The sequence below is a fragment of the Roseiflexus sp. genome, from assembly GCF_057785375.1.
Map to the genome: position 1 here is coordinate 75,789 of NZ_JBYNRX010000097.1, position 13,355 is coordinate 89,143.

Genomic DNA, 13,355 nt, shown 5'->3' on the forward strand with positions numbered 1-13,355 from the left:
GGATACCATGGGACCGACACTTCCGCTGACACTGCTCAGATGGGCAGCGTCGTTCCGGTAGTGTCGAGGAGGCTGCAATGGCGACGTCTGCGTATCCCTCGCTCCAGGACAGGGTGTTTCGTCCTCATTCGAGCATCATTGGCTGCAAAATCGTCGTTCTCCTGGCGCTCGGCGCTGGCGTGCTGCTGGCAGGCATCGCACATGCTGCGATCATCGTCTTGCCGGTCGCGTGTGCAATCCTCGTTCTGGCGGTGCGCGGCGCGTACCGCGAACTGACGACGATCCTCATCGTGCGCGGTGATACGCTGCTGCTGCGGCGGGGATTGTTCTTCTGGCGCGAGGAACAGGTCCCGCTGCATCGCGTTGATGTGCTGATCACTCAGAGCCTGCCCGGACGCCTGTTCGACTATGGGCGCCTCACAATCACCCGCGATGATGATGTTCTGATCGTGCGCAACATCGGCGAATTCCGGCGGTTGAAGGAGGAAATCGCTCGTTTGCAGCGCATTCCGGCGCTCTGGAGGGTGCAATGAAACGACTTGCGCTCACACTGCTCACACTGGCGCTGATCGTACTGCTGCTCGGCAAGAGTGCGTCGCGTCTGGCGGAAAGCATCACGCTCTGCTCCATCGGTCTGGCACTGGTGCTGGTCGAGCGCATCCTTGTCGCCATCCGTCGCCGGGTGTCGTCTGGGGTTGGCTTCGTTGCCTGCATCAGGGCTGTTCAGCGCCTGCCGATGGCATCGTGTCCAGGACGCCAAACCGGCGTGCGCCGCCGGGTGTGCGACAGTGCAACCGTGGCGCTGTCACGTTCTGACGCGCGCGCAATGGTGCAGTATCATGCCGCGCCACACTTCACGTCCGGGCGGCGGGCGCTGGTGCATCTCCGTCGCACGGCGCTGCACGAGGTGCTGCTGGCGCACGATGCCTGCACCGATCAGCGCGTGATTATCAAACGGACGCTCCCCGGAGCGCCGGTTCACGATCTGCGCCGTGAGGCGGGTATGCTCTTCTGGCTCGAATGGGCGCGGATGCCGATTGCAGCGCCCCGGTATATCGCCTATGAAGAGCGCGATGGCCACAGCATGCTGACGATGTCGTACATTGACGGGCAGACGATTGAGGAACTGGCAGGCGCGGGGCATCTTGCGCTCTCGACTCTCGTCCGTCTGCTGGCGAAGACGTGCATGGCGCTCGATGCGCTCCACCGCGCCGGGTATGTGCATCAGGACATCAAGCCTGCCAATCTCATCCTGGATCACAGCGGCACGCTCGTGGTGATCGATTGGGGTTCGGCGCGTCGCTATGATTTGCCCTACGACCTGCGTTCGATCACCTGCACGCCGGAATTCGCTAGCCCCGAGCAGTTGCGTGGCATGGTGCTGCCGGGCAACGACCTGTACGCCATCGGGAAAACCCTGGCGGCGCTCGTGCCCGCGCCGCCGCCAGCGCTGGCGCGCGTCATTGCGCACGCCACCGGCCCATTCGCGCATCGCTACGCCACCGGCGCCGACCTGGCGCAGGCGCTGCTGGCGGCGAGGGAAGCAATACAGGAGGCTTGAGAAGAGTCGTGTGAAGCGTATCTGCGCCCAGTTGTTTGTGATTCATTGTGACCCTTTGTCGATTGAACGAAAGCGGTTGCTGCTGCTTCTGTTCAGGTAGATTGTAATACGGTCAAAAAATTGGACCCAAATTAAGGGTTTTACCCTAATTGACATACGGGTTTGAGGGTGCTATGCCGTAGATGATATCTTCATACGTGGCTAATGGGGTCTTAGAGTTCAAAGGGCTAATCTGCATTGATGAACCAAACTCTACAATGCTGCCATCCGCGCGCATGTAGAGAATATACCAGCTTTGTCTCTAAAGGAGGGATTTATGAAAAGAATATGGTTGTTTTTAGTTTTGCTGATTTTCTCTTCTATAATACCATCAGTTTCTGCGAAAGATGCAGGAAATTCTTTTGATTTTTCTTTGCAGAATGATCCAGAACTCGCTAGTTTGATGTTGAAATACGAGGCGCTTTTAGGGCAGCGCCAACTTTCTCCTGAGGAGGTCATGGAGTTGATTACAAGTGACAGAAGCGAAAAGTCTAGAATGATCGGTGTTAGAGTTATCGAGTCTCCAGTACCATCGAAGCGCGATGCACAACTCCTAGGGTTATGTGTCCGACCGATATGGGGCCCGGGAAAGGTTATGTGGAACTTTACTGACCCTGGTAAAAATGGCGCCAGATATTCAGTGTTGCCCGAAAATGGTTCTTCACTCATTTGGGCTAATCCTCCTGAGCAGGATATCGATGGAGTCTATCGGGCCGGCTGGGGGAGTTGTGTCGCATACAAGATACCTGATAGCGCGACAGCAATTTTTCATACTGCTGATTCTTGGGAGGTTTGCTATAATGCTGTTGCGTGTGCAGCAGGGAATTGCCCGAGATGGGTCAATCCTTGCGACAATAACTCAGCTGAGGGTTCGTGGCCTGATGATCCGCTTCGGTAACTTGGCTCCTGGTAGGGTTTTAGGCATCTCGTGGGTCATAGATGACACTGCTTTCTATTCTCTACGAAGGATCTCATGAGAACAATGAACAAGCTCTCTCTTCTTCGCGCATTTTTGATCGTCTATGGCGCGCTACACACACTTATTTTCGGGAGCGTGCTGATCAGCCTTTATCTTTATGGAGACCTGGAAATCGCCAGAGGTTATCTCTATCCTGATATCAATTTCGTGCTTTCTGCCCTTTTTGGTATTTCTATCATCATATCAGCAATCTTCTGGCGCAAAATATTCGCCATCCTTCCTGTGATCATTGCATTCGTTCTGACGGTATCTGTTCTGTATCTTCATATTCTTGATCCAGATGCCATGCGCCCATCATTGTGGGTTGTTGCGGTATTTTTGTTCCTATTGTTTCTTCTGCCTGCGTTCATGATGATGAGATGGAGCGATTCGAGCAACAGAGGGTAGAAATCAGGAGAGCAGACCTTTGAGATTATGGCGACGTGCATTCAGGGGAGGCAAGCCTTCCCGCCAGCGCTGATCGCTGGCAGAGCGCCGTACATGGCACAGACCTCAAAGGTCGCATTCGTTCCCACCTGACGCGCCTCTCGCCTCTCGCCTCTCGCCTCTCGCCAGACCGCAACAAAGGATGTAAGGCGCGCGTACTATTGGCAGGAAAGCGGTCAAACAGGCGCGTGGCGCGATAGAAAACGAGGAACGAGATGAACGGGAACGGTTATCGGAACAATTCAGGCGGTTCTTGGGGCATTCCGCCGCTCTACATCTACATCGGCATCGGTATTGCGGCGATCATCATCGTATCGATCATTGGCGGGTTGTTGAGCGCAGGGGTGCAGGCATATTTTGCCGTTGCTGCGGGCATCCTGCTAGTGCTGGCGAATCTGCGCGATCTGCTGAGCGGGAGCAACAGCGGCGCTGCCCTGATGAACACTATGATCGGCGCTGCGCTGATCTTTTTCTTCCTGGGAAGCGCCTTTGGCTGGGTCTGGTACATTCCTGCGCTGCTGCTGCTGGTGGCTGCGGCGCCGCTGGGACTGCGTCGCGCAGACGTCTACACCGTCTATCTCGACGCCGCGCGTTCGATGGCCGCCAATGTGCAGCGCGCTGTGGGTGGGCGAACGCGCCTGCCGTAGCAGCACTATGACAGATCGGCAAGAAACTGCCGCACGGTTGCGCGAAACTCGTCAGCCTCAAATGGCTTCTCGATATGTCGCACACCGCTGTGTTCGAGAAAAGTGCGCGTGCTGGAGCTGGCTGTGTCGCCGCTAACGAACAGGATGCGGCGCGCCAGGTGCGGCGCGCGCTGTTTCAATTCCGCAAATAGTTTGTCGCCGCTCATCCCTGGCATCCGCACATCACAGATAATGAGATCGTAGACATTGCGGTTGATCCAATCTAGCGCCAGCGCCCCATCACGGCACACGTCAACTGTCCATCCCTCATCGCGCAGCAGACGGGCGATCAGTTCGGCAACCGGCGCTTCATCATCAACGACCAGCACGTGATGCGTCTGCAACGATTGCGCAACGCTCGCTGGCGTGTTGACGGCATGTTCTGGAAACTGCCGTTGCACCGGCAATTCGACGGTAAAACAAGCGCCCCTGCCAGGCGTGCTACTGACGCGAATATCTCCGTGATACTGTTTGACGATGCCATAGCAGATCGAAAGCCCCAGACCGGTCCCTTCACCGATGGGTTTGGTGGTAAAGAACGGCTCGAACACCAGCGGCAGATGTTCGGGTAAAATGCCCGGACCGGTATCGGCAACGTCGATCACGATGCGCGATTGACCGTCGTCCTCTTCTGCGCGCGTTGTGATGATAATCCGCCGCTCGCCATTCCAGGTTGCCAGCGCCTGTTGCGCGTTATTCAGCAGGTTGAGCAGCATCTGTTTGATCGCTGTGGCATCGGCGACCGTCATGGGCAATTGAGGGGCAAGGCGTTCTTCCACCGTAATGGTATGGCTGTGCATCTGATAAGCGAGCAATCCCAAGACCTGACGCACCGCCATATTCAGATCGACCTCTTCCAGATGCGCTGCGCGCTGTCGCGCAAACGCCAGGAGATTCTGGACAATCCGCCGCGCACGTGTCGCGCCTTCGACGATCATCGCCAGATCGTGCTGCATCTCCGCCGGCGCCGTCTGTTGCAACAAACTGGCAAACCCCAGCACAGCAGTGAGCGGATTGTTCAGTTCGTGCGCGACCCCCGCGACCAGTTCACCAACGGCTTTGAGACGCTCGGACTGGATCAGTCGTTGTTGTGCGACGCGCAGATCGGCGAGCGCTTTCTCACGCGCCTGGTGCAATTGTGCATTTTGAAGAGCAACCGCGAGATGCTGCGCGAGATCGGCAAGCGTGCGTATCTCGATGGCAGGAAACGCATAGAGTTGACGACTCGCCAGGAGAAGCATGCCAGGCACGTTCCTGTTATCGGTGATCGGAACCACAAGGCACGACCGCATGCCTGCCGACGTCAGACGATACACCAGAGGGTTGTTGGATGCGCCGTGCATCGGCAAGACGCGCGGTTGGCGCTGTTCCATGATGGAATGGAGCAGACGCGACTCCTGATCGCTGTAGAGCGCGTTCTCTGCATCCGGCTCGTCAATCTCTGGATAACGTGCTATCAACTTCAGGCGCTGGTCAGTACGATCGATCAACGCAAGTTCAGCGGCGTCGAGTGAAACGACGCTGCGCAGATATTCAACCAGGTAATTGAAAATCTGGCGCAGATCGTGAGTGGCTGTGATCGTCCGTGCAATCTTGCCGACGAACGCCAGGCGGTTGCTCTGTTCACGCGCGCGACGGTAGAGCTCGGCATTACGCACCGCCAGCGCTGCGTAGGCGGCAAATGCCTGGGCGCGCGCGGCATCGGCGCGGGTGTAGCGGTTCGGCAGTCGGCTTTCAATCATCAGGATGCCAACCGCCTCGCCCTGTGCCCGGAGCGGCATGCCCAGCCGACTATGGTACGCGCCCGCGTGCTGCGGAGTCGCTCCCGTGTCGGTCGCATCGCGCAAAATAATCGGCTCTTCTGCCGCTTCGATCCGGTTGAGCAATGGATCATTGCGGGGAAATCGTCCATCGTTCGAAGGGTCATGCCCGGAGAACCCCCACCTTGCCGCGATATAATACCCGGCATCGTCGCGCAGAATCACTGCGGCAGCATCGTAGGACACAACACTGTGCAGTTGCTCGAGAATAACGTCCAGGAGCCGATCGCGGTCGAGCGTTGACAGCAGCGCGTGGGTCACGTACTGGACACTGCTGGCGAATTGATGTTCAGGCGTCTCCCCGCCTTCGAACCAGACGAGCAGCAGGCGGACCGCCTGCCCCTCCTGATCGCGCACCGGATAGGCATTCCAGCGGCGGGTCAGCGTGCAGCCTACCTCGGTCGGCGGCACAGGATCGGCAGCGCGTATTCCCGCTGTCGAGAGCCAGAGTTCATCGAGACGATCCTCGGTGAAGCGGGGAATGACCTCACAGCAGAGGCGCCCGGCAATGGGTGCGTCGAGCCGAATACCCAGCCGCGCGCAGGCGCGCGCATTGATCGCGAGGATGCGAAATTCCGGCAGCGATACGATCAGGATCCCAGCCGGAATATGGTCGATGACATCATACAGCAGATCCATTCTGTCTGGCTGATCATACAATGGCGAGTGCTGCATAACGAAGGTCACGGATACATACGATACAGCATGCGCGGAAAGGGTATGGTTTCACGAATGTGATGCGTACCGGCAATCCAGGCGGTCGCGCGCTCGATGCCCATGCCAAACCCACTGTGCGGTACGCTGCCATAGCGCCGCAGATCGATGTACCAGCGGTAATCATCCACGTTCAACCCGTACTCTCGAATGCGGCGTTCGAGCAGCGCGGCATCGTGAATGCGCTGCGAGCCGCCGATGATCTCGCCATACCCCTCTGGCGCCAGCAGATCGGCGCAGAGGGCAACTTCGGGACGATCTGGATCGGGTTCCATGTAAAAGGCTTTGATGGCGCTCGGGAAGCGCTCGACAAACACCGGACGATCAAACATGGACGCGATCAGGGTTTCGTTTGGCGCGCCAAGGTCTTCCCCCCATTCCAGCGGCGTACATCCTTCGACTTCCGAATACTGCTCGGCGATGAGGCGCAGCGCTTCGTCATAGGTAATGCGCGGGAACGGCGGTATGCACCGCTCGAGCGGCTTTGTGTCGCGTTCGAGGGTGGCGAGGTCGTCGGCACGGCGTTCGAGTACACGCTGCACAATGGCGCTGACAAATTGTTCCTGTAGCGCCAGATTGTCGTCGTGCAGGGCGAATGCCACTTCCGGCTCGATCATCCAGAATTCGGTCAGGTGCCGGCGCGTCTTCGACTTTTCAGCCCGAAACGTCGGACCAAAACAGTAGACTTTTCCGAAACTCATCATGCCGGCTTCAACGTAGAGTTGACCGGTCTGCCCGAGGTATGCCGTGCCAAGATCGAAGTAGGGCGTGGCAAAGAGGTTCGTGGTGCCCTCCGCAGCGCATGGCGTGAGGATGGGCGTATCAAAGCGGACAAACCCCTGCGCGTTGAGCCATTCCTGCGCGGCAGCAATGATCTCGGCGCGAATGCGCAGTAGTGCGTGCTGCTTCGCGGAACGCACCCAGAGATGCCGGTGTTCCATCAGGAACTCGACGCCGTGTTCCTTGGGCTGAATCGGGTACTCTGGCGAAATCTGGATGATCTCGATGCTGCTGACATCGAGTTCGAACCCGCCGGGAGCGCGTTCGTCGGCGCGAACGGCGCCTGTGATACGGCACGAACTTTCGAGGGTCAACTGCTGCGCGGCGGCGAATGTCTCCTCGGAGACATTCTTGCGAAACACAACACACTGAATGACGCCGCTCCCGTCGCGGAGCCGGATGAAGACCAGTTTGCCCTTTTCGGTCTTGTGGGCGACCCATCCGGCGAGGGTGACCGTCTGCCCGTTATGGCGCGCGATGTCGCTGATGGCGGCTGTGGGAAGGAGTGACATAATCCTGTTTCCGTCGATCTTCGATGCGTTGAGGACAAGTATAGCATATGTCAGTGACGAGTGATCAGTGACGGGTGACGAGGGGGTGTTCACGCTGCTCCTGGGTGTGCAGGCTGCGCGCCCGCCTGCACGATCCTTATACGGCGACGGAGCAACACGGGCTGGCGCTTGCTGGCGCCATTCCACCGCCAACACTTTCTTTCGGGGAGTCTTCCCCAAACTCATGGAGTTTGATTAAATATTCCGCTATCCGCCTTGCAGCCCGGCGACTAATGGAGTTTGATTTAAATATTCCGCTATCCGCCTTGCAGCCCGGCGGTTGAAGCCGCGGGCTCCTGTTGCGAAGCCCGCCTTCGCGGGCTCCATTGGGCGATACCGGATTATTTTCTCAAAACCCATAAGTCGCGGGCTCCTGCTGCAAAGCCCGCCTGGCGGTCTAGACGTGGCGATACCGGATTAATTTCTCAAAAACCATATGTTTGGGGCGACCAGCGGTGCGCTTCTTTCGGCAGCGGCGATATTGCGATGCAACGTCGCTGCCTTCGCGCCCCTCACCTCTCGCCTCTCACCTCTCGCCTCTCACCTCTCGCCTCTCACCTCTCGCCTCTCACCTCTCGCCTCTCACCTCTCGCCTCGCCATGCCTGTGTTATAATCGCCAGACACAATGAAGCCTTGCCTTGTTGCATCGGTGGTATCGTGCAGACATCTCTCGCGCGTGAAGCCGCGCCGCAGGTGCGCCCGTTCATCAAATGGGCCGGCGGCAAAGGGCAATTGATCCTGGAACTGGTGCGTCGCCTTCCGCCGCGCTTTCGTCGCTACCACGAACCGTTCGTCGGCGGCGGCGCGCTCTTCTTCCATCTCTACAACCACAGCATGTTGCGCGACGGCGCGGTGCTCAGCGACTATAACCCCGAGTTGATGGTCTGCTACGAAGTCATCCGCGACGATGTCGAGTCGCTGATCACGGCGCTGCGCTGGCACCATCGTCATCGCCTCGACCCGCAGTATTTCCTCGAGGTGCGCAACTGGGATCGCCGACCGGACTTTGCGCAGCGCAGCAAGATCGAGCGCGCAGCGCGCACGATTTTCCTCAACCGAACCTGCTACAATGGGCTGTATCGTCTCAATCGCAAGGGGCAGTTCAATGCGCCGTTCGGCTACTACAAGAACCCTATGATCTACGACCCGCGGAACCTGCGGCTGGTCAGCGCTGCGTTGCGCAACGTCGAATTGCGCGTTGGCGATTTCAGTGAGGTGGTGCAGAGCGCAGCACCGGGGGATTTCGTCTATTTCGATCCGCCCTACGCGCCGACCAGCGCGACGGCGTCGTTTACGCATTATACCGGACAGACGTTCGGTCCCGACGATCAGCGCCGTCTGGCGGAGGTCTTTGCGGAACTCGGCGAACGCGGCGTTTATGTGATGCTCAGCAACTCGTCAACGCCGCTAACCCGTGAGTTGTACGCTACACGCGCAGTCAGTTCGTCGGTGGTGTATGCCAGCCGCAAGATTAACTGCGATGGCAGCAAACGCGGGCAGGTAGAGGAGTTGATTGTCTGTTCGTATCCGACGGTCGGGTAGAAATGCTGCTGATACTCATGCGCGGCCATTCGTACCATACTGCCGGGGCCGCTGCGGGCGAAAGCCCTCGCCGAGGACGCGGTTCGACTGCGCTCACCGCAAGTGCAAGCCCCGCTGCACAATCATGGTTTTTGAGAAAAGAATCCGGCATCGCCCGGTGAAGCCCGCGCTGGCGGGCGTGGCGCCCGCCACCCGCACCTGCCAGCGTGTGAGGGCGCTTCAGCGCCCTGCGCTCCTCTAGCCCGACGCTTAATCGGGCGCACGGGCTATGGAAATTGCTGGAAGGTTCTCTCAGATTACGAACTCTGCATATACTGCCGCACACTATCGGCGAAGGCATCGAAATCGGACAGGCGCTGCTGAAGGATGGCATAAACCTGCGCATCGTCGATGCGTGCGTACTCGTGGACGAGGAGATTGCGAAAGCGCGCCATGTTCAAAAGCGTCGGCAGCATGCGGTCGGGTATGATGTGCGCCTCGACAAGAACGCGAAAGAGTCCTGCTTGCCAGCAGGATAGCGCAACCCTTCCAGCGCGATGATGCGTCTCCCAATATCCAGACGGAACTCGACAGCGACCTGTAAGCTGCGCTCAACGGCGCGTTTGATGCGCGGGTTGCCGAGGTATGCCTCCACCGATGCCGCATCTCTCGCCTCGCCGCGCAAACAGGCAATTTCCAGTGCCATTAAGCGCTTAAGAACGACGTCGTCTTTGACCGAATCTTCCATCGCGGATCTCCTGGAATAGCACCTGAGCAAAGTAGGCGCGCATTGGCGCAAGGTCGGCATCCAGTTTTCCGGTGCGCACCTCGAACTCGACACGCACCGCGCGATCACGTTCGTAGAGCAGCCGTCCATGTTGCGAGACTTCGCGCTGCAACAGCAACGGTGCATCGTTGAGCGTCACGACATCAATACGCCGCGCTGCACAACGTTCGACCCCCTCCATCAACTGCAACCGACGTTCGAGCGACACCGGCGCTTCCAGCGGACGCAGCAAAACAGCGAGGTCGATGTCGGAACCAGAAGTGGCGCGTCCCTGCACCAGTGAACCGAACAGATACACTGCCGCAACATCCGATTGCGTCTCCAGGAACGCAATCAGTGCCGCATGATCCAGTCCAGGCACAGTAGTCAGCAATTCTCGACGCGGCGTTTGCATAATGGTATGATACACTGATTGGTCAACTCGACGCCCACCATGTCAACGTCGCCGGTCTGAGCCGAAAATGTCAGAACAGGAACCGGACGCACAACCACACCACGGCGCACGCCCGGTTCTCGGTTCTCAGTTCTCGGTTCTCAGTTCTCAGTTCTCAGTTCTCTGTTCTCGGTTCTCAGTTCTCGGTTCTCGGCACTCACACCGCCGCCGGTTCTTCCTGCTCCGCCAGCTGGCGTAGCACGTAGTGCAGAATGCCGCCGTTCCGGTAGTAGGCAAGTTCGCCTTCCGAGTTGATCCGCGCCTTCACCGTAAACGTGAACGCTGAACCATCGGGTCGCTGTGCATGCACGGTCAACTCCTGTCCGGGACGCAATGTTTCGATGCCCTGGATCGTGAAGATTTCGCGCCCGGTGATACCGAGTGACTGCCAGCTTTCGCCCGGCGCAAATGTCAACGGCAACACCCCCATGCCCACCAGGTTCGCGCGGTGAATGCGCTCGAAACTCTCGGCAATCACCGCGCGCACACCAAGCAGGAACGTCCCCTTTGCCGCCCAGTCGCGCGACGAGCCGGTTCCGTACTCCTTGCCCGCCAGCACCAGCAGCGGCGTGCCATCCGCCTGGTAGCGCATCGCCGCGTCGTAGATGCTCATCTGCTCGCCGGTCGGCAGGTAGATGGTGTAGCCGCCTTCCACGCCGGGAACCATGGCGTTGCGCAGGCGGATGTTGGCGAACGTGCCGCGCATCATAACCTCGTGGTTGCCGCGCCGCGCGCCGTAGGAGTTGAAATCCGCCGGTTGCACGCCGCGCGCAATCAGGTACTGGCCAGCCGCGCTGTCCTTGGCGATGCTTCCCGCCGGCGAGATGTGGTCGGTCGTCACGCTGTCACCCAGCAACGCCAGCGCCCGCGCCCCCTGGATGGACATCAATGGCGGAACTTCGCGCGTCATACGATAGAAGTAGGGCGGGTTCTGGATATAGGTCGAGTCGGGGTTCCAGGCATACAGGTCGCCGCCGCTCACCGGAATGGCATTCCAGGTCTCGTTTCCGGTGAAGACATTGGCGTACTGCTGGCGAAACAGGTCGGCGTTGAGCGATGCCGCCATCACTTCGGCGACTTCATCCGCAGAGGGCCAGATGTCTGCCAGGTAGACCGGTTCGCCATCGGCGCCGACGCCGAGCGGCTCACGTTGCATGTCAATGTCTACTGTGCCAGCAATCGCAAAAGCGACCACCAACGGCGGCGATGCCAGGTAATTGGCGCGCACCACCGGGTTGATGCGTCCCTCGAAGTTGCGGTTGCCGCTCAACACAGCACTGACCACCAGGTTGCCATCTTTGACCGCCTGCGCGATCTCGTCGGCGACCGGACCGCTGTTCCCGATGCAGGTCGTGCAGCCATATCCAACGACATTGAACCCCAACCGGTCGAGGTACGCCTGCAAGCCGGACTGTGCCAGATACTCGCTCACCACTCGCGATCCCGGCGCCAGACTGGTTTTCACATAGGGCGGCACGCTCAAGCCTTTCTCAACCGCCTTCTTCGCCAACAGCCCGGCAGCGATCATGACTGACGGGTTCGAGGTGTTGGTGCAGGATGTGATCGCGGCGATAATCGTCGAGCCGTGGGTGAGAGAGGTCGCGCGCCCATTCAGCGTCACCGGCACACGTGATGTTGCGTACAGATCGCGGCGTTCGCGTCGGCGCTCGCCATCTCCCTCGTACACCGGCGCCTCACGCCCAAAGACCTTGCGCATCGCCTGGTTGAACGATTCCTTGAGATCCGTAAGCGGTACGCGGTCCTGGGGACGACGTGGACCGGCGACGCTCGGTTCGACGGTGCTCAGGTCGAGTTCGAGCAGCGTATTGAACGCCGGGATCGGCGAGTCATCGGTGCGGAACAACCCCTGCTCACGGCAATACGCCTCAACCAGCGCCACCAGGTCGTCGGAACGCCCGGTGCCGCGCAGGTACACCAGGGTCTCGGCATCAACCGGGAAGAAGCCGCAGGTGGCGCCATACTCCGGCGCCATATTCGCAATCGTCGCGCGATCCGCCAGGCTGAGCGAGCTCAAACCGGGACCACAGAACTCGACGAACTTATCCACCACGCCATGTTTGCGCAGCATCTCGGTCACACGCAACACCAGGTCGGTGGCGGTGGCGCCGGGGCGCAATGCGCCGGTCAGTTTCACCCCGACGACCTCCGGTGTGAGCATTGCCAGCGGCTGCCCCAGAAGCACGGCTTCGGCTTCGATGCCGCCGACGCCCCAACCCAACACCCCCAGACCATTGATCATTGTCGTGTGGCTGTCGGTGCCGACCAGCGTATCCGGCATTGCGACCAGTTCACCGTCGATCTCGCGCGTCATCACCACGGTCGCCAGGTATTCCAGGTTCACCTGATGGCAGATGCCGGTGGCTGGCGGCACAACGCGGAAGTTCGCAAACGCCTGCTGCCCCCAGCGCAGGAATTCGTAACGCTCACGGTTGCGCTCGAACTCGAGTTGCGCATTCAGCACGAGCGCCATGCCGTGACCAAAAGCATCGACCTGCACCGAGTGATCGATCACCAGGTCCGCCGGGGCGAGCGGATTGATCTTTGCCGGGTCGCCTCCCAGGTGCGCCATGGCATCGCGCATCGCCGCGAGATCGACCACTGCCGGAACGCCGGTGAAATCCTGCATCAACACCCGCGCTGGCTTGAACGCCACCTCGCGCTGCCCGGCGCTCGCCGGGGTCCACTGCGCCAGCGCTTCGACATCGTCGATAGTGGTGAAGCCATCGCCAGTATTGCGCAGCAGCGCCTCCAGCAGCACCTTGATCGAAAACGGCAGCCGCGCGAGATCAGCGCCGACACGCTGCGCCAGCGCGTCGAGCCGGTAGATGATGAACGTCTGCCCGCCGACGACCAGCGGCGCGCGGGCACTGAACGGATCGTGCAGGGTGTTCATAGGGAAGTGCTCCTTTGCAATTCGTTGACTATCGAATACCTTCGCACACAGTAGCCCGACGACCGAAGTCGCGGGCGACGTGTGCAAAGCCTGCCTGCGCGGGACAGATCGGACGATGCCGCAGATTAATTCAAATGAGCCGC

10 protein-coding genes and 1 pseudogene are annotated in these 13,355 nt (G+C 59.5%); 6 read left to right on the forward strand and 5 right to left on the reverse strand.

The window, feature by feature from the left end; translation table 11 throughout:
- Positions 1-77 precede the first annotated feature (77 nt).
- The 5 genes from AC3EA7_RS19315 to AC3EA7_RS19335 all read left to right on the forward strand — a co-directional run bounded on the left by AC3EA7_RS19315 (position 78) and on the right by AC3EA7_RS19335 (position 3,652).
- Positions 78-533, forward strand: coding sequence for a PH domain-containing protein (locus AC3EA7_RS19315; RefSeq protein WP_488615705.1), 456 nt, complete (start codon positions 78-80; stop codon positions 531-533).
- The gene (locus AC3EA7_RS19320) at positions 530-1,561 is read left to right on the forward strand and encodes a serine/threonine protein kinase (RefSeq protein WP_488615706.1); all 1,032 of its coding nucleotides are present in this window, start codon (positions 530-532) and stop codon (positions 1,559-1,561) included. The genes AC3EA7_RS19315 and AC3EA7_RS19320 overlap by 4 nt, the downstream gene beginning before the upstream one ends.
- A 316-nt stretch (positions 1,562-1,877) precedes the next feature.
- On the forward strand, positions 1,878-2,498 hold the full coding sequence (locus AC3EA7_RS19325; protein ID WP_488615707.1) for a hypothetical protein: 621 nt from the start codon (positions 1,878-1,880) through the stop codon (positions 2,496-2,498).
- A gap of 84 nt (positions 2,499-2,582) precedes the next feature.
- On the forward strand, positions 2,583-2,966 hold the full coding sequence (locus AC3EA7_RS19330; protein ID WP_488615708.1) for a hypothetical protein: 384 nt from the start codon (positions 2,583-2,585) through the stop codon (positions 2,964-2,966).
- A 254-nt stretch (positions 2,967-3,220) separates the two neighbouring features.
- Positions 3,221-3,652, forward strand: coding sequence for a hypothetical protein (locus AC3EA7_RS19335; RefSeq protein ID WP_488615709.1), 432 nt, complete (start codon positions 3,221-3,223; stop codon positions 3,650-3,652).
- A gap of 5 nt (positions 3,653-3,657) precedes the next feature.
- Here the strand turns inward: AC3EA7_RS19335 and AC3EA7_RS19340 are convergent, their stop codons facing one another.
- Positions 3,658-6,150, reverse strand: a complete 2,493-nt coding sequence (locus tag AC3EA7_RS19340; RefSeq protein WP_488615710.1) for an ATP-binding protein — start codon at positions 6,148-6,150, stop codon at positions 3,658-3,660.
- Positions 6,151-6,194: 44 nt separating this feature from the next.
- Positions 6,195-7,517, reverse strand: a complete 1,323-nt coding sequence (gene asnS, locus AC3EA7_RS19345) for an asparagine--tRNA ligase (protein ID WP_488615711.1) — start codon at positions 7,515-7,517, stop codon at positions 6,195-6,197.
- 697 nt (positions 7,518-8,214) lie between these two features.
- Here asnS and AC3EA7_RS19350 point away from each other — a divergent pair.
- On the forward strand, positions 8,215-9,099 hold the full coding sequence (locus tag AC3EA7_RS19350; protein WP_488615712.1) for a DNA adenine methylase: 885 nt from the start codon (positions 8,215-8,217) through the stop codon (positions 9,097-9,099).
- A gap of 296 nt (positions 9,100-9,395) precedes the next feature.
- Here the strand turns inward: AC3EA7_RS19350 and hepT are convergent.
- The 3 genes and pseudogenes from hepT to acnA form a co-directional block, all read right to left on the reverse strand.
- Positions 9,396-9,886: pseudogene (gene hepT / locus AC3EA7_RS19355) on the reverse strand (type VII toxin-antitoxin system HepT family RNase toxin).
- Positions 9,792-10,274, reverse strand: a complete 483-nt coding sequence (gene mntA, locus AC3EA7_RS19360) for a type VII toxin-antitoxin system MntA family adenylyltransferase antitoxin (protein ID WP_488615713.1) — start codon at positions 10,272-10,274, stop codon at positions 9,792-9,794. Before mntA ends, hepT begins: the two are co-directional and overlap by 95 nt.
- Before the next feature lie 181 nt (positions 10,275-10,455).
- Positions 10,456-13,212: an aconitate hydratase AcnA gene (acnA, locus tag AC3EA7_RS19365; protein WP_488615714.1), complete on the reverse strand. Its 2,757-nt coding sequence runs from the start codon at positions 13,210-13,212 to the stop codon at positions 10,456-10,458.
- Positions 13,213-13,355 lie beyond the last annotated feature (143 nt).

Bases quoted from the DNA above. Each gene is read 5' to 3' on its own strand.
- AC3EA7_RS19315 (WP_488615705.1), top strand. From the start codon at position 78: ATGGCGACGTCTGCGTATCCCTCGCTCCAGGACAGGGTGTTTCGTCCT.
- AC3EA7_RS19320 (WP_488615706.1), top strand. From the start codon at position 530: ATGAAACGACTTGCGCTCACACTGCTCACACTGGCGCTGATCGTACTG.
- AC3EA7_RS19340 (WP_488615710.1), bottom strand. From the start codon at position 6,150: ATGGATCTGCTGTATGATGTCATCGACCATATTCCGGCTGGGATCCTG.
- AC3EA7_RS19330 (WP_488615708.1), top strand. From the start codon at position 2,583: ATGAACAAGCTCTCTCTTCTTCGCGCATTTTTGATCGTCTATGGCGCG.
- AC3EA7_RS19335 (WP_488615709.1), top strand. From the start codon at position 3,221: ATGAACGGGAACGGTTATCGGAACAATTCAGGCGGTTCTTGGGGCATT.
- asnS (WP_488615711.1), bottom strand. From the start codon at position 7,517: ATGTCACTCCTTCCCACAGCCGCCATCAGCGACATCGCGCGCCATAAC.
- acnA (WP_488615714.1), bottom strand. From the start codon at position 13,212: ATGAACACCCTGCACGATCCGTTCAGTGCCCGCGCGCCGCTGGTCGTC.
- AC3EA7_RS19325 (WP_488615707.1), top strand. From the start codon at position 1,878: ATGAAAAGAATATGGTTGTTTTTAGTTTTGCTGATTTTCTCTTCTATA.